The 24,660-nt window shown below is 71.5% G+C and carries 18 protein-coding genes; 11 read left to right on the top strand and 7 right to left on the bottom strand.

Annotation, left to right across the window (positions count from 1 at the left end; translation table 11 throughout):
• The first annotated feature begins 132 nt into the window (after window positions 1-132).
• Genes ACQPXB_RS42740 through ACQPXB_RS42720 form a run of 5 tightly spaced genes read left to right on the top strand, consistent with a single transcriptional unit; the run spans window position 133 to window position 5,128 of the window.
• Window positions 133-726, top strand: coding sequence for a helix-turn-helix transcriptional regulator (locus tag ACQPXB_RS42740; RefSeq protein WP_366588322.1), 594 nt, complete (start codon window positions 133-135; stop codon window positions 724-726).
• Window positions 727-740: 14 nt separating this feature from the next.
• On the top strand, window positions 741-2,012 hold the full coding sequence (locus ACQPXB_RS42735) for an ABC transporter substrate-binding protein (RefSeq protein WP_432847577.1): 1,272 nt from the start codon (window positions 741-743) through the stop codon (window positions 2,010-2,012).
• Window positions 2,013-2,020: 8 nt separating this feature from the next.
• The gene (locus ACQPXB_RS42730; protein ID WP_432847575.1) at window positions 2,021-2,929 is read left to right on the top strand and encodes a carbohydrate ABC transporter permease; all 909 of its coding nucleotides are present in this window, start codon (window positions 2,021-2,023) and stop codon (window positions 2,927-2,929) included.
• A complete protein-coding gene (locus tag ACQPXB_RS42725) occupies window positions 2,929-3,753 on the top strand; it encodes a carbohydrate ABC transporter permease (RefSeq protein WP_386954087.1) in 825 nt (274 codons plus the stop codon). Before ACQPXB_RS42730 ends, ACQPXB_RS42725 begins: the two co-directional genes overlap by 1 nt.
• Complete coding sequence (locus tag ACQPXB_RS42720; protein WP_432847573.1) at window positions 3,746-5,128, top strand: GH1 family beta-glucosidase; 1,383 nt, start codon at window positions 3,746-3,748, stop codon at window positions 5,126-5,128. Before ACQPXB_RS42725 ends, ACQPXB_RS42720 begins: the two co-directional genes overlap by 8 nt.
• Before the next feature lie 93 nt (window positions 5,129-5,221).
• On the opposite strand, the gene ACQPXB_RS42715 is transcribed toward ACQPXB_RS42720, so the two are convergent.
• Window positions 5,222-8,929, bottom strand: coding sequence for a BTAD domain-containing putative transcriptional regulator (locus ACQPXB_RS42715; protein WP_432847571.1), 3,708 nt, complete (start codon window positions 8,927-8,929; stop codon window positions 5,222-5,224).
• A gap of 192 nt (window positions 8,930-9,121) precedes the next feature.
• Complete coding sequence (locus ACQPXB_RS42710) at window positions 9,122-12,412, bottom strand: BTAD domain-containing putative transcriptional regulator (RefSeq protein WP_432847569.1); 3,291 nt, start codon at window positions 12,410-12,412, stop codon at window positions 9,122-9,124.
• Between the two features lie 331 nt (window positions 12,413-12,743).
• Between ACQPXB_RS42710 and ACQPXB_RS42705 the strand changes: the two genes are divergently transcribed.
• From ACQPXB_RS42705 to ACQPXB_RS42695, 3 genes are all read left to right on the top strand, one after another.
• Entirely contained in the window at window positions 12,744-13,052 is a 309-nt protein-coding gene (locus ACQPXB_RS42705; RefSeq protein ID WP_432847567.1) for a WXG100 family type VII secretion target, read from the top strand.
• Window positions 13,049-13,342 (top strand): WXG100 family type VII secretion target, encoded by a 294-nt coding sequence (locus tag ACQPXB_RS42700; RefSeq protein WP_366579946.1) that lies wholly within the window; start codon window positions 13,049-13,051, stop codon window positions 13,340-13,342. Before ACQPXB_RS42705 ends, ACQPXB_RS42700 begins: the two co-directional genes overlap by 4 nt.
• 201 nt (window positions 13,343-13,543) lie before the next feature.
• Window positions 13,544-14,179: a response regulator transcription factor gene (locus tag ACQPXB_RS42695; RefSeq protein WP_364050623.1), complete on the top strand. Its 636-nt coding sequence runs from the start codon at window positions 13,544-13,546 to the stop codon at window positions 14,177-14,179.
• Window positions 14,180-14,267: 88 nt separating this feature from the next.
• Here the strand turns inward: ACQPXB_RS42695 and ACQPXB_RS42690 are convergent, their stop codons facing one another.
• A complete protein-coding gene (locus tag ACQPXB_RS42690) occupies window positions 14,268-14,819 on the bottom strand; it encodes a TetR/AcrR family transcriptional regulator (protein ID WP_432847565.1) in 552 nt (183 codons plus the stop codon).
• Between the two features lie 90 nt (window positions 14,820-14,909).
• Between ACQPXB_RS42690 and ACQPXB_RS42685 the strand changes: the two genes are divergently transcribed.
• Window positions 14,910-15,920 (top strand): NAD-dependent epimerase/dehydratase family protein, encoded by a 1,011-nt coding sequence (locus tag ACQPXB_RS42685; protein WP_432847563.1) that lies wholly within the window; start codon window positions 14,910-14,912, stop codon window positions 15,918-15,920.
• A 20-nt stretch (window positions 15,921-15,940) separates the two neighbouring features.
• On the top strand, window positions 15,941-17,263 hold the full coding sequence (locus ACQPXB_RS42680; RefSeq protein ID WP_432847561.1) for an amidase family protein: 1,323 nt from the start codon (window positions 15,941-15,943) through the stop codon (window positions 17,261-17,263).
• A gap of 62 nt (window positions 17,264-17,325) precedes the next feature.
• Here ACQPXB_RS42680 and ACQPXB_RS42675 read toward each other — a convergent pair whose 3' ends face one another.
• The 4 genes from ACQPXB_RS42675 to ACQPXB_RS42660 form a co-directional block, all read right to left on the bottom strand.
• Window positions 17,326-18,582: a cell division protein DivIVA gene (locus ACQPXB_RS42675; RefSeq protein WP_432847559.1), complete on the bottom strand. Its 1,257-nt coding sequence runs from the start codon at window positions 18,580-18,582 to the stop codon at window positions 17,326-17,328.
• A gap of 120 nt (window positions 18,583-18,702) precedes the next feature.
• Window positions 18,703-20,694, bottom strand: coding sequence for an SDR family oxidoreductase (locus ACQPXB_RS42670; protein WP_432847557.1), 1,992 nt, complete (start codon window positions 20,692-20,694; stop codon window positions 18,703-18,705).
• A gap of 344 nt (window positions 20,695-21,038) precedes the next feature.
• Window positions 21,039-21,749: a class F sortase gene (locus tag ACQPXB_RS42665; protein ID WP_432847555.1), complete on the bottom strand. Its 711-nt coding sequence runs from the start codon at window positions 21,747-21,749 to the stop codon at window positions 21,039-21,041.
• Between the two features lie 16 nt (window positions 21,750-21,765).
• Window positions 21,766-23,265, bottom strand: a complete 1,500-nt coding sequence (locus tag ACQPXB_RS42660; RefSeq protein ID WP_432847553.1) for an MSCRAMM family protein — start codon at window positions 23,263-23,265, stop codon at window positions 21,766-21,768.
• A gap of 331 nt (window positions 23,266-23,596) precedes the next feature.
• On the opposite strand from ACQPXB_RS42660, the gene ACQPXB_RS42655 reads away from it, so the two are divergent.
• Window positions 23,597-24,463 (top strand): Bax inhibitor-1/YccA family protein, encoded by an 867-nt coding sequence (locus tag ACQPXB_RS42655; protein WP_366579930.1) that lies wholly within the window; start codon window positions 23,597-23,599, stop codon window positions 24,461-24,463.
• The last annotated feature ends 197 nt before the right edge of the window (window positions 24,464-24,660 follow it).

The following is a 24,660-nucleotide window of genomic DNA, read 5'->3' as shown; positions in this document are numbered from 1 at the left end:
CTGGTGGAACCCCTGGTGGGAGCCCAACTTCACGTCGTGAAGAATGACTTCATCGCGGCTAGAGAATTCGTGAAGCCGCTGTCTCCAGACTGGCAGACACGGGATGAGTGTTTCTTCAGGGAGGTAGCAGCGATGGATCAGGTCAGGGTGGCGGCGTGGGCTTCGGATCCCATCGCGCTCGCGGGGCTCATCGACCACCTGCGGGCGCGGCCCGAGGTGCAGGTGCTGCCCGGCCCGCGGCGCGGGGAAGCGGCGGTGCTCGTGTTCGCCGCCGGCCGCGTGACGCCGGAGCTCAAGGCCGCCCTGCGCGCGGCCGCCTCGGAGACGCCGGCCGCGATCGTCCTCGTCGCCGGGTACGTCGACGCCGAAGAGCTGCCGGAACTGGCCGCGTGCCACGTCGTGGCCGTGCTGCCGCGCGAGGCCATCGCGGGCGACCGGCTCGTGCGCAGCATCACCGCCGCCGCGTCGGGCAAGGAGACCTCGCTGCGCGACCTGCTGGGCCAGGCCGAGAGCCTGCAGCACACCGCCGGGGGTGCCGCGCTGTCGCCGCGCGAGGTCGACGTGCTGCGGCTGATGGCCGAGGGCTGGGACACCGCGGAGATCGCCGGGAAGCTCTGCTACTCGGAACGGACCGTGAAGAACGTCATCTACGGGATGACCAATAGGCTGAAGCTGCGCAACCGACCGCATGCCGTCGCCTACGCCCTGCGCGCAGGTGTTATCTGAGGGAAGCTCACCCCGTGCGAAAGCTGACCCGGCGCCCGGCCGTCGCCGTCCTGACGACCGCGCTCCTCCTGCTGGTGACCGCTTGCAGCGGCGGCTCGGCCGCCGAAGGCGGGAAGATCAAGCTGACCGTGGCCACCTTCGGTGAGTTCGGTTACGCCCCGCTCTTCGCCCAGTACGAGAAGGATCATCCGAACATCGAGATCCAGAGCCGGGTCACCGACTTCGACACGCACTTCAAGACGCTTGCCACGCAGCTCGCGGCGGGCCACGGCGCGGCCGACGTCGTCGCCATCGAGGAGCAGCAGATCCCCAAGTACCTCGGGGTGAAGGACAAGTTCGTGAACCTCGCGGACTACGGCGCCGACCAGCTGCAGAACCAGTGGGCGCCGTGGAAGTGGGCCCAGGGCACGAAGGACGGCGACGTGCTCGGCCTCGGCACCGACATGGGCAGCCTCGCCATGTGCTACCGCCGCGACCTCTTCCAGCAGGCCGGCCTGCCGACCGACCGCAAGGCCGTCGCGGCGCTCATGCCGACCTGGGAGGCGTACGCCCAGCTGTCGCAGCGCTTCACCGACAAACTGCCGAAGGTGAAGTTCGCCGACTCGGCTGGAACCGTTTTCACGGCGATGCTGAACCAGTCGCCGGAGAACTACTTCTCCTCCCGCGACGATTCCTACATCGCGGACAAGAACCCCGCCGTGCGCAACGCCTTCATGCTCGCCGGCACCCTCGCGCAGAAGGGCCAGACGGCCGGCGCGACCACGTACACGCAGGCCTGGAACGTCGCGATCAAGCAGGGCACCTTCGCCACGATCGCGTGCCCGGCCTGGATGCTCACGCAGATCAAGGAAGCCGGCGGCGACGGCAATACCGGTAAGTGGGACGTGACGACCGTCCCCGGCGCCAGCGGCAACCAGGGCGGCTCGTTCCTCTCGATCCCGAAGCAGAGCGAGCACCCTAAGGAAGCCTACGACCTCGCGAAGTGGCTCACGGCGCCCGAGCAGGAGAAGAAGCTCTTCCTCTCCGACGGCATCCTGCCGAGCGAGCCCAGCGTCTACAAGGACCCGCAGGTCGTGAACCACACCGACCCGTACTTCTCCGGCGCGCCGATCGGCCAGATCTACGCCGCGTCCGCCGACACCCTTCGTCCCAACTACCGCGGCCTGCACGACGCCGACGTCCGGCCGGAGTTCGGCCGGGCGCTCGGGCGGATCGAGGACGGGTCCGAAAAGGTCGACGCGGCCTGGGCGGACGCCGTGAAGCTCGGCCGCGAGGCCATCAAGTAAGGCCCCGCATGCGCGGCTCCCTGTCGGCGCGTTGGGACCGCAAGGTCTCGCCGTTCCTCTTCATCGCCCCGTTCTTCGCCGTGTTCGTGGTGTTCGGCGCGTTCCCGCTCGTCTACACCGCCTGGGTCTCCCTGCACGACTGGGACCTGCTCGCCGGTGACCAGGGCGGGTTCGGGCTCGCGAACTACGCCGAGCTGTTCACCGACGGCCGGTTCTACAACGCGCTGTTCAACACCACGAGCATCTTCCTGCTCGCCGCGATCCCCGAGTTCTTCCTGGCGCTCGGGATCGCGGCGCTGCTGAACCGGCCGCTGCGCGGGGCGACGTGGTGGCGCACCGGCGTGCTGCTGCCCAACGTGGTGTCGGTCGTGGCCGTGGGGCTGGTGTTCGCGCAGCTCTACAGCCGCGACTACGGCGTGGTCAACGAGGTGCTCGGCTGGTTCGGGATCGACCCGATCTCGTTCCAGGCCCGCAAGTGGTCCTCGCACCTGGCCATCGCGACGATGGTGATGTGGCGCTGGACCGGCTATAACTCGCTGATCTACCTGGCCGCGATGCAGGCCGTGCCGCAGGACCTGTACGAGGCGGCGGCGCTCGACGGGGCTTCGCGCTGGCGGTCGTTCTGGTCGGTGACGGTGCCCGGCATCAGGCCGACCATCGCGTTCACGGCCGTCGCGGGGACGGTCAACGGGCTGCAGCTGTTCGCCGAGCCGCAGCTGTTCGACGCGACGGGCTCCAGCGGCACGGGCGGCAACGACCGGCAGTTCCAGACGCTCACGATGTACCTGTACGAAAAGGGGTTCGGCAAGTTCGACGCGGGTTACGCGTCGGCGCTGTCGTGGGTGATGTTCGTGTTCTGCGTGCTGTTCGCGTTCTTCAACTACCGGCTGGTCCGCCGGTTCGTGAGCGCGCCGTGATGCCGCGGCGGCGCGCGGGCGCGTGGGTGTACGTGGTGCTGGTCGGCGTGGTCGGCGCCTCGCTGTTCCCGCTGTACTGGTCGTTCGTGATCTCCACCCGGGACAACTCGGCGATCGGGGAGACCTCGCCGCTGCTGCTGCCGGGCGGGCACCTGTTCGAGAACATCCGGCGCGTGTTCGACACGGTCGACTTCTGGCTCGCGATCGGCAACTCGCTGATCGTTTCCGTGACGGTGATGGTGTCCAATGTGGTCCTCGCGAGCCTGGCCGGGTTCGCGTTCGCGCGACTGAGGTTTCCGGGCCGCAACAGTCTTTTCCTGTTCGTGGTCGGCTCGGCGATGGTGCCGGCGCAGCTCGGCGTGATCCCGCTGTACCTCGTGGTCGGCGACTTCGGCTGGTACGGGAAGCTGGAGGCGGTGATCGTGCCGGCGCTGGTGAGCGCGTTCAGCGTGTTCTGGATGCGTCAGGCGTGCGAGGGCGCGGTGGCCAGCGAGCTCGTGGACGCGGCCACTGTGGACGGAGCCTCGGTGGTGCGCACGTTCTGGCACGTGGCGGTGCCCGCGATCCGGCCGCAGGCCGCGGTGCTGGCGATGCTCACGTTCATGGCCACGTGGAACGACTACTTCTGGCCGCTGGTGGTGCTCGACCCCAACGAGACGCCGACCGTGCAGGTGGTGCTCTCGCAGCTGGCCAGCGGGTACTACACCGACTACGCGCTGATGCTCACGGGCGCGACCCTCGGCGTGCTGCCGGTGATCGCGCTGTTCCTGGTTCTGGGGCGCTACATCGTGCGGGGGATCCTGAAAGGTGCTGTCCATGGCTGAGCTCGAGTTCCCGTCCGGCTTCTGGTGGGGCGCGGCGACCGCGTCGTACCAGATCGAAGGCGGGGTGACCGAGGGCGGCCGCGGACCGTCCATCTGGGACACCTACAGCGCGACGCCGGGCAAGGTCCTCAACGGCGACACGGGTGCCGTCGCGTGCGACCACTACCACCGCTACGGCACGGACGCCGCGCTGCTGTCCGAGCTGGGCCTGCCGGTGTACCGGTTCTCGGTGGCGTGGCCGCGCGTGATGCCCGACGGCCGCACCCGCAACGCCGAGGGCCTCGCGTTCTACGACCGGCTCGTCGACGAGCTGCTCAGCCGCGACATCCTGCCGGTGCTCACGCTCTACCACTGGGACCTCCCGCAGGCCATCGAGGACGCCGGCGGCTGGCCCGCGCGGGACACGGCCTACCGGTTCGCCGACTACGCCGCCGTGGTCCACGACTACCTCGGCGACCGCGTGCCCCAGTGGACGACCATCAACGAGCCGTTCTGCGCCGCGTTCCTCGGCTACGGCAGCGGCGTCCACGCGCCGGGCATCCAGGATTACGACACCGCGCTGGTCGCCGCGCACCACCTGCTGCTGGGCCACGGCCTGGCGATGCGGGCGCTGACGGAACAGGCCCGCCCCGGCCAGGACTTCTCGCTGGCGCTGAACTTCGCGCCCGCACTGGCCGACGGGGACACGGATGCGCACCGCGAAGCCGTACGCAAGTTCGACGGCATCCACAACCGCTTCTTCCTCGACCCGGTGCTCGGCCGCGGCTACCCGGCCGACGTGATGGCCGACGTCGAACACCACGGCGGCCGGTTCGCCGCGTCCATTCAGGACGGTGACACCGACCTCATCGCCGCGGCCATCGACTGGCTCGGCGTGAACTACTACGCCCCCGCCCGCGTCGCGCCGCTGGCCGACCCGCTCGCGACCAGCAACTGCCCGCTGCCCGGTTTACGCGGAATGGACGTCCTGCCCGCCCGCGGCCCGCTGACGTCGTTCGGCTGGGAGCAGACGCCGTCGTCGCTCACGGACCTGCTGGTGTGGCTGAACTCCCACACCGGCGGCCTGCCCCTGGTCGTCGCCGAGAACGGCGCCTCCTTCGAGGACACCGTCGTCGACGGCCGCGTCCACGACCCCGCCCGCGTCGCCTACCTCGACACCCACATCCGCGCCGTCCACGACGCCCTCGCGCGCGGCGCCGACGTCCGCGGCTACCTGGCGTGGTCCCTCCTGGACAACTTCGAATGGGGCATGGGCTACACCCAGCGCTTCGGCGTCGTCCACGTCGACTTCGACACGCAGGTCCGCACCATCAAGGACTCGGGCCGCTTCCTGGGCGAGGTGGCGAAACTCAACCGCCTGCCTGACCCTGCCTGACCCGCCCCAATGTGGCGTTGGGTGCGCCCAGCGCACCCGATGCGGCGTTCGGTCCGCTGGACGCACCCAACGCCGCATGGGGGTGCGTGGAACTCAGCCGATCCGCCGCGCCACCGCGTTCGCGACACCAGACCGCGACGGCGACTCCAGCTTCCCCAGCAACCGGGCCACATGCGCCTGCACCGTCCGCCGCGGCAGCGCCAGCTCCGTGGCGATGTCGGGATTCGACCGCCCCTCCGCCACCAGCGTCGCGATCCGAACCTCCAGCGGCGACAGCGAATCCCACCCATGCCCCGGCCGGGCGGTGGCCACGAACCGCCCGCCACGCCGGACCCCGAGTTCCCGCAGGCGCTTCTCCGCCCGCTGCAAGTCCCACCGGGCCGACAGCGACGTGTACAGCTCAGCCGCCTCGTCCAGCGCCGCGTGAGCCGCGGGCAGGTCCTCGGTGCGCGCGAGCAGCACCGCCGCGTCCTCCAACGCGGCGGCGAGCTCCGGGCGGCGGCCGACCGAGCGGAAGTGCTCGACCGTCCGCAGCACCGGCGCCGGGTCGCCGTCGATGAGGCCGCGGCACCAGTCCATGGCCGCGTGGGCGCGGGCCGGTTCGCGTTCCTTGGCGGCCTCTTCCTCGCACACCGCCAGCCCCCGCAACGCGAGCGCCTGGTCTCCGGCCTCCAAGGCCAGCCCGACGAACATCGGCAGCCACTGGTGCCGCAGCATCATCTGGGCGTAGGTCGGGTTGAGGATCGGTTCGAGGACGGCCAGCGCCTCCTTGATCTCCCCGCGCTGCCACGCCACCACCGAGTTGGCTACCAGCAGGAAGTCGAAACTCTCCCGCTCGGCACCGGTCGCCGGCGCGTACTCCTCGGCCGCGTCCAGATGCGCCGCCGCCTGCCCGCGCTCGCCGCGGCGGGCGGCGATCAGCGAAGCCACGCCGTGCAGCAGCAACGCAGCCGCGCCGGGTTCGCGCAGGCCGTAGAAGGTGATCGCCGGCCCGTCTTCCGTCACGGTGTCGAGCTCGACCAGGGCCTCGTCCCAGCGCCCCTCCCAGTACCGGTGCACCGCGACCGACACCTGCAAGCCGATCGGCATCGAATGCCGCTGCGCGATCTCGCCGGCGGCCTGCAGTGTGCGGTCCGCCTCGCCGAGCCGGTCGAGGTTCTGCAGCGTGAACACGCGGTTGTCCAGCAGGTCCAGGTGCAGGTCGGCCAGCTCGTGCTCGTCGCCGACGGCCTCGATGGCCTCGTCGATGTGCGCCAGCGCGCTCTCGTGGTGGCGGCGCACGGAATCCACCAGCCACAACGTCTGCAACGCGTGCGCCGACAGGTACGGGTCCCCGTCGGCCTCCGCGCGGGCCTGGTGCGCGCTGGCCTCCGCGACGTCGAGGTCGTCCAGCCCGCCGCGGCGGAAGTTGGCCAGCAAGTGCCGGCGACGCACGTGCCAGATCTCGGGCAGCGCCGGATCGTCCTCGGCCTCTTCGAGCGTCTGCACGGCGAGCGCGACGGCCCCGCGCCGGAACCGCAGCGTGGCCAGCAGGTGCCGCATTTCCGCGACGTTCTCCGGATCCTGCGAAAGCTCAAGCGCTTGCACGGCAAGGGTTTCCGGGTTGCGCTCCAGTCGGAAGAGCACCTTCGTCAACGCGGTGATCAGCGCCTCGCGCCGCGGGTCGGCCGCCGAGCACGCCGTGAGCGCGCGCTCCAGCAGCTCCACGGCGATCAGCGGCGCCCGGTTGGTCACGGCCGACTGGTTCTCCGTCAGCCAGTCCAGCACCCACGGGTCCACAGTGGATGGAGCCGCCACGAGCTGCTCGGCCACCCGCTTCACCGGCGCGCCGATCCGCGCCAGCGCCTCCGCCGCCTGCCGGTGCAGCGCCGCCCGCGTGCCCGACAGCAGCCGGTTGTACAACGCCTGGCGCAGCAACGGATGCCGGAACGCGAGCTGCGTGCCCGTGTCGATGAGGACGTTGGCCGCCACCGCTTCTTCCAGCGGCGCCAACAGGTCCGACGGCCGGATGCCCAGCACCGCGGCGATGTCGCCGACCGCGAACTCCATGCCCAGCAACGCACCCCAGCGCAGCACGTCCTGCGTCTCGGCCGGCAGGAAGTCGAGCCGCCGGTCGACGGCCGCCACGAGCGAGCGCGGCGTCTCGAACTCGGCGGGGTCGTCGACGTCGGCGTACCCACTGTCCACTTCGACCGCACCCGCGCGCACGAGCACGTCGACCATTTCCTTGACGTACAACGGGTTTCCCGCGGCACGAGCGGCCAGCTCACGCAGACCGGGGCCGGGATCCGCGCCCAGCAGGCCTTCGATCAGCCGTACGACGTCGTCGGACACCAGCGGTTCGAGATCCAGCACCACGCCGTCGCGCGACTCGACGCCGCGGCGCAGCTGAGCGAGCTCTGCGCGGTCGGGTGCGGGCCGGGTCGCGGCCACGAGCAGCAACGGCAGCTGCCGCGTCGCCGCGCACAGCCGGTGCCACACGAGCACGCTCGACTCGTCGGCCCACTGCAGGTCGTCGATCACCAGCACCAGCGGGGCGTCGGCGCACAGCTCGTCGACCAGGGACAACAGCCGGTCGACGGCTCCGAGCACCGGGTCGCTCGAACCCCACGCGCGTTGCGCCGGCCCCTCGCCCATCAGCTCCTTCGCCACGCGGGCGCGACGCGGATCCGGCGAGGCGGCGTCGATCGCGAGGCACTCCAGCATCACCTGCAGCGGGAACCGGGTGCTCAGCTCGTCGGCCGCCACCCACGCGAGCTGCAGCCCACCGCCGGTGGCGTAGCTGAACACGCGCGTGAGCAGCTCCGACTTCCCGATGCCCGGCTCGCCCTCGATCCACACGGCCCGGCCCCGCCCGTCGCGGACCTCGGCCAGCAGCTCGCTCAGCTGCGCCGACTCGGCTTCGCGGCCGAACAACGGGCTGTCGTCCCCGTCGTCCAGCGCCCGGCTGACGCGCGGCGGCAGCACGGAAATCGGCTCGGGACCGGCCGGCGGCTCCGGCGTCTTCGCCTTGGGCAGGTCGAGCGCCGGGTCCTGCTCCAGCACGCGCTGGTGCAGCTCCCGCAGCCGCGGCCCCGGCTCCACGCCCAGCTCCGCGCGCAGGGTGGCGCGGGCGTCGCGGAACACGTCGAGTGCGTCGGAGTGCCGGCCGCTGCGGTACAGCGCGAGCATCAGCGACTCGCGCACCGCCTCCCGCAGCGGGTGCTCGCCGACGAGCACGGTCAGCTCCGCGATCAGGTCCTGGTGGCCGCCGAGCTCCAGCACGGCGGCGGCGCGGCGCTCCAGCGTGTCGAGCCGCAGCTCGGCCAGGTGCTCGCGGTGGCGCTCGGCGAACTCGCCGGGCACGCCGGACAGCGCTTCGCCGTGCCAGAGGGCGAGCGCGGCGTCGTACTCCGCGGCGGCCTTGTCGTGGTCACCGGCGGTGGCGTGCTGCTGGGCCTGCTCGCGGTGGCGTTCGAACACGGCCGCGTCGAGGCCCCCGGGCTCCAGCGCGAGCGAATAGCCTCCGGCGTCGGACACGAGCACGCCCGAGGCCGCCCACTTCGTGCGCTCGGGGTCGAGCGCGCGCCGCAGCCCCGAGATGTAGGTGTGCACGCTGCCCTCGACGCTGGCGGGCGGCGAGTCGCCCCACACCCCCGCGATGAGCTCCGCGCGTGGCACGGACCGGCCTGCGTTGACCGCGAGCATCGCGAAGATGGCACGCTGGCGCGCTGGCCCGAGCTTGATCTCGGCCGGACCTCGCCAGGCCCGCAACGGGCCGAGCACGTCCACCCGCAACCCGCTGTGCGCATCCCCTGGCATGCCGTTCCATTCGACGTACCGGTCTGACTCGCCGAGCTTACCGGGAGCCGGTGATCACCCGGCATCGTACGAGTGGCCGGCATCCACCGATGCCCCCGCCACCACCCTCAACGGAGGCGCTGCGCGCCCATGTTCGACTCAAAAGCCCATCGGCCAGTCCCGCTCAGCGGGGCGCGCCGGGGAAAAGCGGGATCATTCCCCCGCCGCGCGGCTGCGCACGGGGTTCGCGCGGCGGATGCCGTGCGGGTGCATCCGGGTCTCGGCCCGGCGCACGTCCCACGCCGCGCCGAGCGTGGTGTAGCTGGTGAGCGCCGTGCGGAACGCCGAGCGGGCCTCGTCGAGCCGGCCGTGTTCCGCCAGCAGGATCGCGGCGTCCTCGGTGGCGCGCGCGTGTTTCAGCACCCGGCCGGCGGCCTCGTAGTGCGCGGCCGCGCCGAGGATCGCGTCGGGATCACTCGCGACCAGGCCGCGGCAGTGGGCCGCGGCGGCCATGTGCGCGGGTGGGACATCGGTGCCCTCGGTGTCACCGATCAGCCGCAGCGCCTGGTACGCGTAGTGCGTCTCGCCCAGCTGCATCGCCAGGCGCACCAGGTCGGGCAGCCACTGCTGGCGCGCCGAAGGCGGATAACCCTGGTCCAGCAACGGGGTCAGCGCGGCGAGCGCCGCCTCCGGGTTGCCCTCCAGTTCGGACAGCTGCGCCTCGGCGGCCAGCAGGTAGTCGCCGCCGTTGGGCTCGAGGCCCTGCGGCCAGTGCTGGTGCGCAGCGGCGTCGAGGTGTGCGCTCGCTTCCTCCGGCTCGTCGCGGTGGCTCGCGATCAACGCGCCGACGCCGTGCACGAGCAGCGCGGAACCGGGGCTGCGCAACACGTAGGACGCCGTCTCCGCACCGCCCTTGATCACCGTGTCGAGCTCGGCCAGCGCCTCGGGCCAGCGGCCGCGCCAGTAGTAGTGCACAGCGCCCGCCAGGTGCATCTCGCCGGGCACGGCGCGGGTCGCGGCCAGCCGGCGCGCGGTGCTGAGCGGTTCGGCGGCGTCGTCGAGGCCGTCGAGCACACCCAGCTCCGACAGGTCCGGTTCGGACGTTTCGTCCACGGCCAGGCGTTCGAGCGTCGCGCGCAGCGTCTCGTGCCGGCCGCGCCACATCTCGGGCACGTGCGGGTCGGCCAGCGTGCGACGGACCTCTTCGGACGCTTCGGCGAACTCGCCGCGCCGGTAGTAGATGTAGGCGAGGATCCAGCGCATCTCCGCGGCCTGCCTGCTGTCCTCGGTCCGCGCGACGACCGAGCGCGCCTCGGCTTCGGGCTCGCGGCCGAGCCAGAACAGCAGCCGCGCCAGCGTGGCCGTGAGCGGTTCGCGGGCGTCGGCGGGCAGCGAGGCCTGCGTGACCACGTGCTTGAGCAGGTCCACGGCCATGCGCGGCGCCTCCGTCGCGACCGTGCCGATGTGCTCGGTCAGCCAGCCCGTCACCCACGGGTCGACCTGCACCGGCGCGGCAGCCAGCTGCTCGGCCACGCGCTCGGGCGACGCACCGGCGCCCTGGAACGCCTCGGCGAGCTGGCGGTGCAGCGCGACGCGCATGGCGGCCGGCGTCTTTTCGTACAGCACGCGGCGCAGCAGCGGGTGGCGGAAGGTGAGCAGCTCGTCGGACTCGGTGAGCACGCCGGCCGCGAGCGCCTCCTCGACGGCGCCGACGAGCGCGGTCGCCTGCCGCTCGGTGGCGATCGCGATGTCCGACAGCGAGAACTCCTTGCCCAGCAAGGCCGCCCAGCGCAGGACGTCGCGCGTGCCACTGGAGAGGAAGCTCAGGTACAGCGTGACGCGCGAACCCAGCGGTGCCGGGATCGTGCGGCAGCTGTTGCCGTCGACGATCGCCTGCGCGCCGTCGAGCAGGATCATCGCGTTGGAGAGCAGCGTCTCCACGATTTCCTTGGCGTAGCGCGGATTTCCCGACGCGAACGCGATCAGCGTGCGCAGCACCTGGCCCGGCGGGGCGCCGGCGAGATCACCGGCGAGGTCGCGGATCGCGCTTTCGGGCAGCGGCCCGAGCGTGAGCAGCTCCGTGCCGTCCGCCGCCAGCTCCGCGCGCAGGCCGTCCAGCTCGGCGGGACGGGGGACCGGGCGGCACGCGCCGATCAGCAGCAGTGGCAGCCGCCGCGTCTCACGGCTGAGGTAGCGCCACACGCGCAGCGTGGTGTCGTCGGCCCACTGCAGGTCGTCGACCACGAGCGCGAGCGGTTCCTCCGCGCACAGCTCGCGCACGAGCCCGAGAATGCCCTCCACCGGGTCGGCGCCGGGGTTCTCGGCGAGCGCGACGGCCAGCTCCGCGCGGCGCAGGTCCGACGCGCGCGGGTGCACCCCGAGCGCGTCGAGCAGCGGCCGCAGGGCGAAGCGCTGGTCGAGCGCGTCGGCGGAGGCGAACAGCGGTTTGACGCCCGCGTCCTGGGCCAGCGACAGGGTTTCGGCGAGCAACGCGGTCTTGCCGATGCCGGGTTCGCCCTCGACCCACACCGAACGGCCGAGGCCGCCGGCGAGTCCGGCGACGGCCTCGCGCAGCAGCAACGTCTCGCTCGCGCGGTCGAAGAAGATCTCCGCGCGCGGCGGCAGCACCGGCAACGGGAACCGCGGCACCCGGGCGGGCGCCGGCGCCGGCCGTGGCGCGGGGGCCGGGGTCTCCACCGCGGAACCACCGCCCAGCAGCCGCTCGTAGAGCTCGCGCAGAGCCGGGCCCGGCTCGGTGCCGAAGCCCTCGATCAGCTTGTCCTGCAAGTCCGTGTACACGGCCAGCGCTTCGGTGCGGCGGTCGCCGAGCGCGAGCGCTCGCATGAGCAGCCCGTGCAGCGGCTCGCGGAACGGGTGTTCGCGCGCCGATTCGAGCAACTCGTCGACGAGCTCCAGGTGCCCGCCGTTGTCGAGCACGACCTCGGCGCGACGCTCGACCGTCGCGAGGCGCAGCTCCTCGAGCCGCGTGCGCTGAGACGCCGCGAACGGGCCGGGCAGGTTCTGCAGCGGCTCGCCGTGCCACAGCGCGAGCGCTTCGTCGAGCTTCGCCAGCGCCGGACCGCGTTCGCCCGCCGAGAGGTGGCGCTGGGCCTGGTCGCGCAGGGCCTCGAAGTGGTGCACGTCGACGGTCTCGGGCTCCACGCAGAGCGAGTACCCCGACCCGATGGACGCGAGCAGCTGCGGCCCGGTGCCTTTCGCACGGCCGGGCTCGAGCGCGCGGCGCAGGCCGGAGATGTAGGTGTAGATGCTGCCCTGAGCGCTGGCCGGGGGCGCGTCGCCCCACACAGCGTCGATCAGCTCTTCGCGGGAAACGGTGCGGTTGGGCGACATCGCCAGCACCGCGAGAACCGTGCGGCGGTGGGCGGAGCCCAGATCCAGTTCGGCGCTGTCGAGTTCCGTGTCGCCGCGCCAGGCGCGGACCGGGCCGAGCAGCCGGATCTTCGGCGCGGTGATACCGCCTGCCGCGCCGTCCGCTGCCGACATCGGTCTCCCTTCACGCGTTGACGGATCGTCACACGCCGGATGCCACTCGTGATCTTACGCCCGAACGGGTGGTGGAGCGGGCCGGGGCCGGGTCTCGCCGGCCGCCCTGACCGCCAGTCTCGGGGCGCGGTGTTGCGGCCACTCGGCGTGACGGCGAACACCGGGGAAACTCCGCCGCCGAGACCCCGGTGGAACGGCAGGCAAGGATATCCGAAAATCGGGCATACCACCTGGTCCCCGGTTTCGCCACCCCCCGTCGGTGGGTCACGCTCGGTGGTAAGCCCGCGCGGCACGGGTGCGGGTACTGGGGACGTGTGGTGAGGAGAGCGTCGTGAATTCGATTCCTCCGACGGTGGTGCCGGACGGTATGCGAGGTGCGGCGGGTGAGTTCGCCCGCGCCATAGACTCGGCCAACGCCCATTTGAGGCGGGTCAACAGCGAGATGGCGGCGCTGCAGGCGTCGTGGCGGGGCGACGCTTCGGTGCGCTTCGGCCAGGCGATGAACGACTGGGAGCAGCAGTACGACCTCATCCTGGGCAGGCTCGCCGACCTGCTCGCGGTCACCGGCGGCGCGGCGGACGCGCGCCCGGCCGCCGACGAGCGGGCGACGCCGTGGACGGGCGGCCTGAGCGGGATATGAGTCCAGGGCGCTTCGACTTCACCGACGCCGACGAGATCCTCGACCGGATGGGCAGGACGACCGGCGGGATCCGGGCCGTGCTGACGGAGCTGGAGTCCACTGTGGAACGGGACATGGCGGCCTGGACGCCGGAGGCGCAGGCGCGCTACTGGGCGGCCAAGCAGGCCTGGACCGAGGCCGTCGGGCGGATGCCCGACTGCGTCGAACGGGCGCGGGAGGCGTTCCGGGAGATCGCCGGGAACTCCGGCGCGGCGGGGCCGGGCGCCTGCGGGGTGTGCTCCGAGGCGTGAAGGCCGGCGTGAAGCCCGGGCCGACGGGTGGCTCAACCCTGCCGTCAAGACCCTCGTGAAGCGGCCCGTAGAGGACGCTGACCTGCGGTTATCCGGAGGTTCTTCACGATCGCGGCGGGCGTGAAGAATCTTGGTAAGAAAACGTGAAGTCGTCCGCGCGAGACTTGTCACCGTCAACCTGGAGTGGTGGTAGGAGATCTCGTGAAGCTCGTCAAAGTCGCTGTTCTCGCCTCGGACCCGATCACCAAGGCCGGCGCCGCGAGTCTGCTGGGCACCCGCGCCGAGCTGCAGGTCCTCCCCGAGGACTCGGCCGCGCAGGCCGACGTGGTCCTCGTGATGGAGGAGCACGTGACCGACCGCGTGCTGTCGCGGGTCAAGGAGCTGGGCCGCGAGTCCGAGCAGCTGGCCGGACCGCACCTCGTCATCGTCGCCGACCACTTCCGGGAGAGCGACCTGATGACCGCCATCGAGTGCGGCGTCGTCGCGATCCTGCCGCGCCGCGAGACCGGTGGCGCCGAACTCGTGTCCGCCGTGCTCACTGCCGGCGACGGCACCGCCAGCCTGCCGCCGCGCCTGCAGGGCGCGCTGCTCGGCCAGGTCCAGCGCATGCGCCGCGACGTGCTGGAGCCCAACGGCCTCACCCTGTCCGGCCTCGCCGCCCGCGAGTGCGACGTGCTGCGGCTCGTCGCCGAGGGCTACGGCACGGAGGAGATCGCGACGAAGCTCTGCTACTCGGAGCGGACCGTGAAGAACGTCCTCTACGGCCTGATGACCCGCTGCGGCCTCAACAACCGCGCCCACGCCGTGGCCTACGCCCTGCGTGCCGGCGCCATCTGAGCCACTTTCGCCGGGCGGCAGTGCCGCCGCCCTTTGCTCCGGGCCTTCTCCCGTTTCGTGGGAGAAGGCCCTTTTCGCGCTTTGTGGTTCAGACGTCCAGAATGCGCAGGCAGAGGCGGCGCAGGGTGGCGCGCAGGTCGTCGTCGGACAGGTGGTCCAGTCCTCGCAGCGCCGGGCCGAGCTCGGTGGCCGTCCAGTAGGCGGCGGTCTGGTCGGGTGTCGGGTGGTCGCCGAACAGCAGGCGCAGGCCGCGCCGGGCCTGGTCGTCGAGGGCCTGGCCGATGCTCTCGTGCCGCCGCGCGCCCGGGTCGGTGCGGCTGAGCGGCGAGACGGCGCGGTGGGCCACGACCTGCGCCACGAAACCGTCGACGAGCAGCTCGCGCCGCTGCTGTCCGGTTTGGACCTTCGCGGCTGCTTCGAGGAGTTCGTCGAACGCCGCGATGCTGCTCTGCAGGAGAGCCGCGAGGATGTCGGCCTTGGTGTGGAAGTAGTAGTAGACGTTGGCTTTCGTGACGCCCATCGTGTCGGCGATCAGCTGCAGCGACGTGGCGTCGAACCCGTGCTCGGCGAACAGTTCTCGCGCGGTGGCGAGCACCGTGCGCCTGGTCTTCTCGGCCTGCTCAGCCCGGGTGGGTGACACCCGGCGATGCTAACCCACGGTGTTGCTCGCCGGGATGGGCTACAGTGGTTTCATTAGCCGATCGGCTAATGAAATTTCGAGGGGAGACCCATGCGCGTACTGGTGACCGGCGGGACCGGCTACGTCGCCGGCTGGTGCCTCGTCGAGCTGCTGCGGCGCGGCTACGACGTGCGGACGACGGTGCGTTCGGCCGCCAAGGAAGCCGCCGTGCGCCGCGCGGTCGGCAGCGAGACCGACCCCGGTGACCGGCTGGAGGTCGTGGTCGCCGACCTGACGTCCGACGCCGGCTGGGCCGAGGCGGTGGCCGGCTGCACCTACGTGCTGCACGTCGCGTCGCCCCTGGGCGGCGACGGTTCGCGCGACCCCGACGCGTTCATCGGCCCCGCGCGCGACGACGCGTTGCGCGTGCTGAAGGCCGCGACCGAGGCCGGGGTCTCGCGGGTTGTGATGACGTCCTCGCTGGCCGCCGCCGCGCCGCCGATCGGCACGCGCAGCACCGAGGTGTTCGACGAGACCCTGTGGACCGACCCCGACGACCGCCGCCTCAACCCGTATCGCCGCTCCAAGGCCGTGGCCGAGCGGGCGGCGTGGGACTTCATCGCGTCCTCGGGCGGCGGCACTTCGCTGGCGACGGTGCTGCCGGGCGCGATCCTCGGCCCGGTGCTGGCCGGCCAGGCGCTCGGCTCGGTGCAGCTGATCGGCGCCCTGCTCGACGGCCGCCTCCCCGGCGTCCCGCGGCTCGGTTACAGCATCACCGATGTCCGTGACCTCGCTGATCTCCACCTTCGGGCCATGCTCGCGCCCGAGGCCGCGGGCGAGCGGTTCGTGGCCGTCGGCGAGTTCCTGTGGCTGCGCGAGGCGGCGCGCGAGATCCGCGCGAAGCTCGGCCCCGACGCCGCCAAGGTGCCCACGCGTGGTCTGCCCGACTTCGTGCTGCGCGGTTTCGCCCTCGTCAACGCGGGTGTACGCGAGGTGGCGCCGGACCTCGGCCGGAAGAACGTGTACACCTCGGCCAAAGCGCAGCAGGTGCTCGGCTGGCAGCCCCGGCCCGCGGCCGCGACCGTCGTCGACTGCGCGCGGAGCCTTGTCGCTGTCCACTGAGGACGGTTAGGGTGCGGATCATGGTGCAGACTGCGGTGGAGATCGCGCGCGCGGTGCGCGCCGGCGAGCTGGATCCCGTTCAGGTGACCAAGGAGGCCCTCGCCCGCATCGCGGCGGCCGACGGCGTGGTCGGCGCGTTCCGGCGCGTGCGTGCGGCGGAGGCGTTGGCAGAGGCGGCCGAGGTCGCGGCCCGCCCGGACCTGCGTGGCCTGCCGTTGGCGGGCGTTCCCGTGGCGGTCAAGGACGTCACCGAGGTCGCGGGCGAGTACGCGGGCTGGGGCTCGGTCGCCGGCCCGCAGACGCCGTTTCCTTCCGACGGGGTGATCGCCGCGCGGCTGCGCGCGGCGGGCGCCGTGATCGTCGGCCTCACCCGCGTGCCGGAGCTGTGCCTGTACCCGATGAGCGACGACCCCACCGGCGTCTCCCGCAACCCGTGGGAACCCGCCTACACGGCGGGCGGCTCCTCGGGCGGCAGCGCGGCCGCCGTCGCCGCCGGCCTCATCCCCATCGCGCACGGCACTGACGGCCTCGGCTCGGTGCGGTTGCCTGCCGCCATGTGCGGCCTCGTCGGCCTCAAGCCCGGCCGCGGTGTCGTGCAGGAGCCCACCGAGGGCTGGTACGGCATGTCCACGCACGGCCCGCTCGCCACGACCACCGCCGACGCGGCCCTGCTGATGTCCGTGCTGGGCGAGCGCCCTTCGCTGGCCGAGGTTCCGGTGCCGGGCCCGCAGCGCATCGCCTTCTCCACACAGGTCCCCGTCACGCGCGCCCCGCTCCCGCGCCCGCTCGGCCAGGCCGTCGCCCAGGCCTCGACGCTGCTGGCCGCTGCGGGTCATACCTTGACGGAAGCCACCCCCGCCTACGGCTTCGACACCATGCTCGCCCTCGTCGCCCGCTGGTTCGCCGGTCCCGCCGCCCAAGCCGACGCCGAGTTCACCTTCCGCCACCTCCAGCCCCGCACCCGCACCCACGTCCGCCTGGGCCACCTCACACGCGCCTTCGTCCGCGACCGCTCCCGCACCACGTGGATCTCCCGCGCCGAGGACTTCTTCACGTCCCACGACGTCCTCATCACCCCGACGCTCGCCACCCTGCCCCCGAAAGCCCAGCGCTGGCACCGCCGCTCCTGGGGCGCGAACGCCCTGCCGGCCGTCCGCGTCGCCGACTTCACGGGCTTCTGGAACCTCGCGGGCTTCCCCGCCCTCTCCGTCCCCGTCGGCCACCACCCGACGCTCGACCTCACCACCTCGGTCCAGCTCGTCGCCCCGCCCGGCGGCGAATCCCTGCTGCTGGGCCTGGCCGCACAACTGGAGGCCGCCAACCCCTGGCCCCGCAGCCGCTGACTCCGCCGACGACGAAGGCCGCTCCCCGATGGTGGGGAGCGGCCTTCGTCGTGAAGTGCGGGTCAGGAGCTGGACTTGCCGGCTGTCTGGGAGACCGGCTGAGGTGTGGAGCTCTTGCCGTTCGCGTTGCCGTTTGCGGGCTGGGGTTTCACCGTCGGGGCCGGGGTGGTCGGGGAGTCGACCGAGACGACCTCGGGCTTCGGCTTCGGGGCCGGAACCGGCTTGGGCGCGGGTGCCGGAGTGGCGGCGGGCTTGGCGGAAGCAGCCGGGGTCGGCGAAGGAGCGGCGGCAGGCTTGGCCGGAGCAGCCGCAGCCGGCTTGGCAGCAGCCGGTCCAGAAGCCGCAGCGGGCTTGGCAGCAGCCGGGCCAGAAGCAGCCGACGCAGAAGAACCAGCCGGATCATCCCCACCCACCAGCTTCGACGCCGACGGGATCACCGACTCCGCCGGGAGCGCCGCCAGCAGGCTCTCGCTGTTCTTCAGCACCTCGTCCGCCATCGCCAGGTTCTTGCGCGCCTGTTCGCGGATTTCGGCGAGGCGCTCGACCTTGCGGGTCGCCGCGGTGGTGCGCTGGGCGGCGTGCGTGGTGGCTTCGTCGAGGCGCCGCTTGGCTTCCGTGGTGGCCTCGTCGACGCGGCGCTTCGCCTCGGCCGTCGCCTCGGCGATGCGGCGCTCGGCCTGGTTCTTGCTCGCCGTGCGCTGGTCGGCGATGAGCTTCTCGTGCGCGCTGCGCTCAGCGGTGATCTTCGAGTCGAAGTCGCGCTCGATCTTGCGGCGCTTGCGCTCGGCTTCGTTGTCGAGGAGTTCCCGGCGCTGCGCCGCCTCGACCGTGAGCCGCTGGACCTCGGCGCGCGTCTCCTTCAGCGCGGCCTCGTGCTCGGAGTGCAGCGCTTCGGCCTGCTTGTCGAGCTCCGACACCAGGCGCGTGTAGCGCTCGCGCAGCTTCGTCGACGCCTCGGTGGACGAAGCCCAGTGCTTCTCCGCCGCCACCTGCGCGCGCTTGGTGATCTCGTCCGCGCGCGCCTGCGCGAGCTGCACGGTGCGCTGCATGCGCTCGTCCAGGTCCTCGAGCCGCTCGGGCGGCTTCATCAGCTCCTCGACGCGGCCCTGCAGCTTGGTCACCTCGCCGCGCGCGGCGTCGAGCTCGCGCGACAGCGTGGCGACCTGCGCCGCCGCCGCGTCGCGGTCACTGAGCAGCCGGCGCAGCTGCGCCTCGATGTGGTCGAGGTACTGGCGCACCTCGTTGCGGTCGAAGCCGTGCCAGGCTTGGGTGTACTCGCGCCGCAGGGGCAGGAGGCCGTTGTCTCGCTCGGGAACCATGGGCCCGACCGTACCCGCGCACATTGTGTCGTCGGCGTCAGGACTGGTGATTCACCGCCACGTGTCGGGCCCGCCTGGTGATCGTCCCCTGAACGGCCTCACCCTCGAAACGCACCGTGACTACCAGTGGAACCCGCGCGACAGCCGCGCGAGCGCCATCGCCGCCCGTGACAGGTGTTTCTCGCCACGGCCGATCTTGAGCCGGCCCGAACCGCCGGCCGCCGTCGAGTCGGGGAAGATGCGGAAACCCTGGTACGCGATCGCGTCCGTGAGGCCCGGTGCCAGCGTGTACGTGAGCCCGATGGCCTGCCCCGCCGGCGTCCCGATGTGCTTCGGCCGCTCGATCAGCGCCTTCATGACCATGTCGGCCGCCTGCTCCGGCGACTTCGTCGGGAAAGCGTCGTAGATCTTCGTCGGCCGGATCATCGGCGTGCGCACCAGCGGCATGTGGATCGTGGTGAACGTGATCCCGTCACCGTGGGTCTCCGTCGCCGCGATCCGTGAAAAGTAGTCGAGCGCGGCCTTCGACGCGGCGTACGCGGAGAAGCGCGGCGCGATGCCCTGCACACCGATCGACGACACGTTCACGATGTGCCCGAACTTCCGCTCCGACATGTGCGGCAGCACCGCGAGGATCAGCCGCACCGCACCGAAGTAGTTGATCGCCATCGCGCGCTCGTAGTCGTGCATGCGGTCGTACGACAGCTTGATCGACCGGCGGATCGAGCGGCCCGCGTTGTTCACCAGCATGTCGATCCGGCCGTGCTCGGCCAGCATCGCGTCCACGGCCTTGTGCACCGACTCCTCGTCGGTCAGGTCCGCCGGGTACACCGACGCCGTGCCGCCGGCCGCGATGATCTCGTCGCGCACCTCCTCCAGCTCGTGCTGCCGGCGAGCCACCAGCAGCGGCACGCCGCCCGCGGCCGCGACCTTCAGCGCCGTCGCGCGCCCGATGCCCGAAGACGCGCCGGTGATGATCACGCGCCGCCCGTCCAGCTCGCCGCGCGGACCGTGCTTGCGGGCGCGGAACGGGTCGAGGTGCTCGCGCCAGTAGCGCCACAGCGTGGCCGCGTAGTCCTCGAGCCGCGGCACCTCGACGCCCGTGCCCGCCAGCGCTTTGCGCGTCTCGGTCGAGGCGAACACCGACGGGAACGCCATCGTCTCCAGCAGCACCGGCGGGATCCCGAGCCGCTCCATCACCGCGTCGCGCGCGATCGTGAAGCCCGGGATGTGCTCGCTGAGCTTGACCAGTCCGATGAGCCCCTTCGAGACGCCGTCGCCCAGCTGCACCGAGATCGTCGGCGCGCCCGCGGACCGCGCGAACGCGTTGTACACCGACACCACCGGCTGCGGCTCGGGGTTCACGAGGTGGAAGGCCCGCCCGTCGAGGCCCGCCGTGGTCACCAGCTCCAGCAGTGCCTTGGCCACGTAGTCGACCGGCACCACGTTGGTGTCGCCAAGGTCCGGCCCGACGATCGGCACGTCGGGCAGCCCGGCGAGCCGGCTGATGGCGGGGAAGAGGTAGTACGGGCCGTCGATCTTGTCCATCTCGCCGGTCTTGGAGTCACCGACCACCACGGCCGGCCGGTACACGCGCCACGGCACCTCGTGCTGCTCGCGCACCAGCTTCTCGGCCTCGAACTTCGTGCGGTGGTACGGCGTGATCAGCCGCTGCCCCACGTCGAACATGTCCTCGGTGAACAGGCCCTCGTGATTACCGGCCACCGCCACCGACGACACGTGGTGCAGCACGCCGGCGCGCAGGTCCGCGGCGAGGTCGACGACGTGCTGCGTACCGTCCACATTGGCCTTGATGCTGGTCTCGTCGTCGGCGGTGATGTCGTAGAGGGCGGCCAGGTGCACGACGTGGTCCACGCCGCGCAGATTGCCGCGGTCCTCCTCGGACACACCCAGCATCGGCTCGCCGAGGTCGCCGGTCACGAGCGTCACGCGGTCCGCGTGCGGCCACCCGTCCACCAGCTTCGCCAGCTTCTCCCTCGACGACGCGCGCACCACGAGGGCGACGCGTTCCGCATCCGGCCGCATGAGCAGCAGCCGGGTGAACTGGCGGCCGATCAACCCGGTCGCACCCGTCACCAAGAACGTCGCCATCTCCATCACCCTCCGCCGTACAACGCTGGACCCTTGCCGCATTCTGCTGCATCCAAGCCGCGCTGACCACAGCGCGCTCCAGTGATGTTACTCGCTAGTAACTTCTCGCGAAACCCGGGTCCCGCAGGTCGGAGGCACCTTTTCCCGGCGCCGGCGTCCCGATGAGTGGCACGAGGTGCCCGTTCGTGACACCCGCCGAGCAGCGCGAACGGTCCCCTCGCACCACGCGAACTGCACGCCATTGCCTGCCACGCAGGAGAAAAAGGCAGAAAAACGGTGCCCCGGCGAAATCCCGCCGGGGCACCGTTGTCGAAGAACGCGGTTGAAAAGCTCGTCGAAAAGGATCAGACCGGATCCGCGATGACGACCCGGTTCTCCTCGTACCCGTCGGCCCCGCCGACCCACCGGCCGCCACACGTCACGAGCACCACCCGGTGCGGCCCGGCCTGTCCGAAGAGGTCGTCGGCCCGGGCCGGGAGATCGTCCTTGTGCACGGTGACCAGCTGCGAGATCCGGTACTTCGACGTCTTCCCCGCACTGTCCACAATGGTCACCTCGCCGCCGATGCGCTCGGTCCACAGCTCGGCGAACGGACCCGTCGCGCCCTTCCAGTTCACGTGCCCCGCGAAGACGCTCGCGCCGCTCACCGCGTCGAGCGCGGCGCCCCACCAGGCCGCCTGCCCGATGTCCGACGGCACCGGCAGCGTGTTGCCCGGCCCGAGGCCCTGGCGCACCATCGCGGCCGTCCCGCCGCCGGGCAGCCGCAGCGTGCCCGGCTTCTGCGGCGCGAGCGGAGGCTGCTTGTGCTCCACCGGCGCGGCGGGCGGCGGCGCGGCCGGCGCGGTGGACGACGGCGGCGGCGGAGGTGCCGAAGTAGAAGGCGCCTCCGGAGGCGCGGCCGGTCGCAAACCCGCGAGGGCGGCGGCGGCCGGCTGCGCGCTGCCGGCCACCACCGCCATCGGGGGTGCGCTGATCACGACGGTGGCGAGCTCCACCACGAGAACGCTCGCCGCGCCGAGGACGAAACCGGTGATCAACCGGCTCTTGCGTGCCATACCCGTTCCGCTCTCACTACCTCCGGGACGCGCGCCGCGCGGCGAACCCGACCAGACCCGAACCGACGAGCGCGAGCACCGCGAGGCCGATCAGCCCCGGCGTGGAGAAGCTCGTCTCGATCGCACCCTTCGCCATCGCGACCGGCTGGTCGCCCGCGGGGATCGCGTGGGGGACCTCGTTCGGTGTGTTGGCGATGGTGAGCGCCAGTGTGTCGCCCGGCTTCAGCGAGCCGCACACCGAGGGCGGGTTCTTCGGGTCGAACGCGTTCTCGTAGCCCGGCGGCGCGTTGACCTCGACGACGCAGATGTCCTGCGGCGCCAGCAGGTTGTCCACGGTCACCGCGCCGGTGTCGCCGGCGGTCGTGACGACCACGGGCTGCCCGTCGGGACCGTCGAGCGGCTTGCCGTCCTGCCCGGTGGCGGCGGTCTTCTTGTCCTTGCCGGTGATCCGCAGCGTCGCACCGCCGATGCCCTTGCCGGTCTTCGCGTCGGTCTTGGTCACCTGGACCTTGCCCGGCTTCGCGACGGCCACGGCACCTTCCGCGGTCAGCGTCTTCTCGCCACCGGTGGACACCACGTTCTGGATGCCGGTGTTCACCGGGTTCTGCACGTAGGGCCGGTCGGCCGGCGCCGACAGCGACGTCGCGAGCTTCGGCTGGTCACCGGTCGGCGTGAGCTTCACCGAGATCGTGCCGTCGGCGCCGGTCTTGAGCGTGGTCTCGGTCTGCGCGCCCTGCACGGTGGCGCTGCCACTGGCCGCGTCGGACGTCTGGGTGGTGTCGTCGGTGGCGTCGCCGGTCGTCAGCGTCGCGTCGGTGGCGTCGAGCTTCACCGCGACGTCCGGCACGCCGGTGCCCTTGGCGTTCTTCACGGTGACCGTCCAGGTCGCCGCGGTGCCGAGGTGCTGGTCGTCCTTCGGCGGCGTGACCGAGGCGGTCCACGGGCCGCGGTTGGCCTCGGCGTCGGCGGTCAGCTTGGCGACGTCGTCGTATGCCGTGGGGGCCTTGTCCTTCAGCCCCTGCAGGTGCATGGCGATGTCGTAGCCGATCTTGTCCGCGGGCAGCGCCTCGTTGAGGTCGTCGTGCCCGGGCCGCGGCGCGGAGGTCCACGAGTGCAGCAGGTGCGCGAGCGCGGCGGCGACGTTCGCGTCCTTCGTGTCGCCGTAACGCAGCAGCAGGTACGAGATGTTGGCCGCCTTGTCGGCGGGGATCTCGTCGCCCCACTTGGTGAGCAGCTTGTCGCCGGGCTTGTACTTCTCGTTCGAGTCCGGCGCCTTCAGCTGGAAGCTGACGCAGAAGACCTGCTTGCCGGCGACGAGGTAGGACCCGAGCCAGTTGCCGCTGTGGTCCTTGTTGTCGAACGGCTGGGCCGGGACCTCGACCCCGATGCCCTGCTGGGTCGCGGCGTCGGCGGCGGTCGGGGCGATTGCGGTGAGGGAGAGTGCGCCGAGCACGGCCGTGGCGACCAGACCGGCGGCCGCGCGCAGGCGAGCGCGCGGGCGTGAAGACCACCCCATGGTGTGTTGACTCCTTCAACATGCTCTGCCGTGACGCCTTTGCGTCGACGCAGGTCACACGATCGAACAACTCCCCGACACGCCTTCGGTCACATTCCGAACACGCGAAGTGAAGGTTCGCGGCTGATCACCCGGATTGTCTAGGGGCCATCGGGTGACCTGCGGTGAACGGTCGTGATCTCAGTCGCATACGGTGTAGCCCGGCGCGGGTCCGGTCCCCTGATCGGGCAAAAGGGTAAAGTCTCCTTTACTCGACGGTCTCGACGGGAACCAGCAGGCCCGAGCGGTCGTTGAACCCCATGCAAGGTGCCAGCAGATCCAGGAGGATCAGGTGCGTTCCAGTAGCAACCCGGCGTTCCGCAACCTGTCCCGCGGTTCGGCCGCTTCAGGGCAGTACGGGCCGAACGTGGGCTTCGACCAGCGGCCCTACGGCACTCCGCAAGGCCAGGGAGGTGTGCCCGGCTACGGTCCCGGGCAGATGGCCGCCGGTTCCGCCGACCGTCCGATGACGGTCGACGACGTCGTCGTCAAGACCGGTCTTTCGCTGGGTGTCGCCCTGCTGTTCGGCGTCCTCACGGCGATCTGGGCCCAGACCCAGCTCATCACCGACTCGCTCGGCCGCGTCGAGGGCATGAGCGGGGCGCTGCTCGGCGCGCTGTTCGGCGGCTTGATCGTGGGCCTGGTCCTCTCGCTCGTGATCATCTTCGGGCAGAAGGCGAGCGGTCCGCTCACGCTGGCCTACTCGGCCGCCGAGGGTATTTTCCTCGGTGCGCTCAGCGGGCTGTTCGAGCTGCTCTACCCGGGGATCGCGCTGCAGGCGCTGATCGGCACGGCGGGTGTGTTCATCGCGATGCTGGTGGTCTACAAGACCGGCGCCGTGAAGGTCACGCCGAAGCTGACCAAGTGGATCGTCGGCGCCGTGGGTGGCGTCGTGGTCCTGATGCTGGTCAACCTCCTCACCTCGCTGTTCTTCGGCTTCAACCCGCTGCGCGACGGCGGGCCGATCGCGATCATCTTCAGCCTGGTGGTCATCGGCATCGCGGCGTTCAGCTTCCTGCTCGACTTCGACCAGGCCGACCGCATGATCCGTTCGGGGATGCCGGCCAAGTGGGCGTGGTTCGCGGCCTTCGGCCTCATGACCACGCTGGTGTGGCTGTACCTCGAGATCCTGCGGCTGTTGTCCTACCTGCGCGACTAGTGCTCGCGTAGGAATCCCGAGAAGGCGCTCCGTGTACTACGGGGCGCCTTTTCTGTGTACGCGTTCTGTACGCGGGGAAATCGCTCTTCGCGCGACGGAGCGCGTACGCAGAGTGCTTGTGCGGGACCAATTCCTGGCCGCATCAGCGCAGGTGGAGGACTTTCCGCGGCCGGCCGGAGAACGCGAAAAGTCGTCTA

The organism is Amycolatopsis sp. CA-161197, from assembly GCF_050942255.1.
Classification (GTDB): Bacteria; Actinomycetota; Actinomycetes; order Mycobacteriales; family Pseudonocardiaceae; genus Amycolatopsis.
Note: the sequence above shows the minus strand (reverse complement) of the source record. Positions and strands in the feature narration are given on the sequence as shown.